This window comes from Desulfopila inferna, assembly GCF_016919005.1.
In the GTDB taxonomy this organism is placed as follows: Bacteria; Desulfobacterota; Desulfobulbia; order Desulfobulbales; family Desulfocapsaceae; genus Desulfopila_A; species Desulfopila_A inferna.
The window spans coordinates 1-2,631 of record NZ_JAFFQE010000019.1 but is presented as its reverse complement, the minus strand read 5'-3'; the positions used below and the strand labels follow the sequence as shown (position 1 = coordinate 2,631).

General features: G+C 43.7%; 3 protein-coding genes and 1 pseudogene. All 4 read left to right on the top strand.

From position 1 onward, the window contains the following. Window positions 1-598, top strand: a 598-nt coding sequence (locus tag JWG88_RS21210) for an RHS repeat-associated core domain-containing protein (RefSeq protein WP_205235818.1), incomplete at its 5' end; no start/stop codon positions are given. Window positions 599-1,021: 423 nt separating this feature from the next. Then, window positions 1,022-1,144: an IS66 family insertion sequence element accessory protein TnpA gene (tnpA, locus tag JWG88_RS22045; RefSeq protein ID WP_306793152.1), complete on the top strand. Its 123-nt coding sequence runs from the start codon at window positions 1,022-1,024 to the stop codon at window positions 1,142-1,144. A gap of 114 nt (window positions 1,145-1,258) precedes the next feature. Continuing rightward, the gene (locus tag JWG88_RS21205) at window positions 1,259-1,453 is read left to right on the top strand and encodes an RHS repeat domain-containing protein (protein ID WP_205235817.1); all 195 of its coding nucleotides are present in this window, start codon (window positions 1,259-1,261) and stop codon (window positions 1,451-1,453) included. Between the two features lie 562 nt (window positions 1,454-2,015). Beyond that, window positions 2,016-2,631, top strand: a pseudogene (locus tag JWG88_RS21200) (RHS repeat protein); the annotation flags it as partial.

Sequence of the window (2,631 nt, the reverse complement as noted above, 5' to 3'; positions counted from 1 at the left end):
TGATGTCTTCGGCGAGGTGCTGGCGGGAGATTTGGATAAAAACCCCTATACCTTCACCGGCAAGCGCTTTGACAGCGAAAGCGAGCTCTATCACTTTCATTTCCGGCAATATGACGCTATGGTGGGGATATGGACTACTGCTGATCCGATTGGAATTTTGGGTGGAATTAATTTATTTTCTTATGTTGAAAATAATCCTGTTAATTTGGTAGATGCATTCGGACTGCATACAGGCGGATATGGCGGGCCCGAAACGGGAGATGAAACTGCCAATGGTGACATTGCTGGTGGGCCTAGTAGCACAAATGATAGTCATTCCGATTTTTATGATAATTATGATGTATATGGATATGGGAATATTGGATATTATGGAAATATTGTCGGGTTGATAAATAAAACTACCTTGAATGAATTATTTAGTTTTTTTGCTGACTGGGATTGGTCATGGATGATTAACATTGGAGCACAAACTTTGGCTGAAGAATTGGCCAAAGATTTTGTTGGCACCGCAGCTAGTTCTGCGCTAAAGGCATTTAATTTCGCCTTTGGAATATTTGATCCTTTTCCAAATGATGCGCATGCGCCTACTTGTGAATAGCATGCCCTGATGAAATACACACTTCTTGTAATATTATGGACTTAAATATCACTTTCTTGTCGGTTTTTGTAGCAAGTTGGGTAATCCTTTTTTTTTGCTGCTTACTATATCAGAAGCGACGATTTAGTATTTTTGTGAAAATGATAAAGTTAAACTTCGATGATTTTTCGAAATTCGATATTCTATTTTGTTTAATTTTCACCTTCTTAATCGCGATTATTTTGTCGATCACACTAGATTGATCTTAAACAGCCTTAAACAACACTAACAACACCCACGATTTAATTGGCGTATTTAGTGGAATAAATTTACACGCAAAACGAGAGTCAGTATTAATATAAACGTAAGCGCTTAAGGAACCGCATCTTCTCAACCCATTAAGAAAATGTTCCAGTATGCCAAACCTTAAAAAGGAGGCATACAATGAACAGTGATCAAAAGAAGGAATTCTGGCAAAACCATATTGAGGAATGTGAAAAATGCGGCTTGAGCCAAGTCGAGTACTGCCAGGCCCACAAGATTCCTCTATCAACTTTTGGTTATTAGAAAAGGAAACTTAATCAGGGCGTCAAAACAAAACCGGTTTTCTATCCTATCGCAATATCGCCTGATCATGCCAGATATGACAGCGAAAATACTACCGGGAAAGGGTTCGGGTCTTTGCTTGACTCTTCTTTTCTCGCGTCAGAACCTACGGACCGCACCTTCCCCGGCGCCAGGGAAACCTTTTATAAATATGATGCCAAAGGCAGGCTCATGGCCCAGCAGGACGCCAACGGCAACATCACCGCCAGGGAATACGACGGACTCGATAGGGTAACGGCCGTGGCTCTGCAGGGACCACACTGCAAATAATAACGGCGCAAGATGCTCCGCACCGTCAATAACCTATTAATGCTTAAAAGATGAAGAAGAAAATTACTCCGAATATAGGTTGTGAATATAACGCTTTGCTAATCTTATACCCTCTCATCTTATTTTGTTCAGTGGCTGCATTATCTAATATGATTTTGGAAATCTTTGGTCTGAACAACAGAGGAAGCTATTGGGTTTTGTATTCCTTTTTCTTCGCTCTTTCATTTTTCTTTTCATTTTACATCTTTCCAAATCTTTCCAGATCAAACAGATATATTCTATTATTTGCTACACCTTCTACGCCTCTACTATTCTTTATTTTCGCAATCGTTTTTCGATAAAACTAATGCACGAAATTCAATCATACTTTGTGTTGCAGTGCACGCAAACGAGGGTCAGGAAAGGTAGTGTCTTGCCTTTTAAGAATAGAATATCCTGGGGGAGATCCTGAAGGAAATGAAATGCCAGATGGTTCGACTGTTGGTGATATGGGGCAATCTGATAGTGATAGTAGAGGAGGTGGTTATTAGGGAGGACAGGACAGGGGACAGGGGTCGAGTCTTTGCTTGCTTCTTTTTTTCTCGCGTCAGAACCTACGGACCGCACCTTCCCCGGCAACAGGGAAACCTTCTATCAATATGATGCCAAAGGCAGGCTCATTGCCCAACAGGACGCCAACGGCAACATCACCGCCAGGGAATACGACGAACTCGACCGGGTAACGGCCGTAATCGACGCCGAAGGCTACGCCACGGAAAATCTCTACGATACTGTGGGCAACCTCATCCGGGTAACCGATGCCAACGGCAACGCTCAATATTTCGCCTACGACGAGATGGACCGCAGGATAGAGTCCATGGACGCATTGGGCAAAACAACCACCTTTATTTACAGCCCGACGGGTAAGCTGCTGGAGAAACACCAGCCAAACGGCGCCGCCATCGCCTATACATATGACAGGCGCGACCGCGTGATTAAAGAAAGCGCAGGCGACACCACGTTCAAATCCTACACCTATGACAATGTCGGCAGAAAGACCCTGATCGCCAACGAATCGACCAGGGAGCAGCGCTATTACGATGCCCGCGGTATGCTGGTAACCGCCATCGATAAATTCATGGGACGGGTGGATTATCAATACGATCTGCTGGGCAACCGCACCCAGATGATCGATCCCG

Bases quoted from the DNA above. Each gene is read 5' to 3' on its own strand.
- tnpA (WP_306793152.1), top strand. From the start codon at position 1,022: ATGAACAGTGATCAAAAGAAGGAATTCTGGCAAAACCATATTGAGGAA.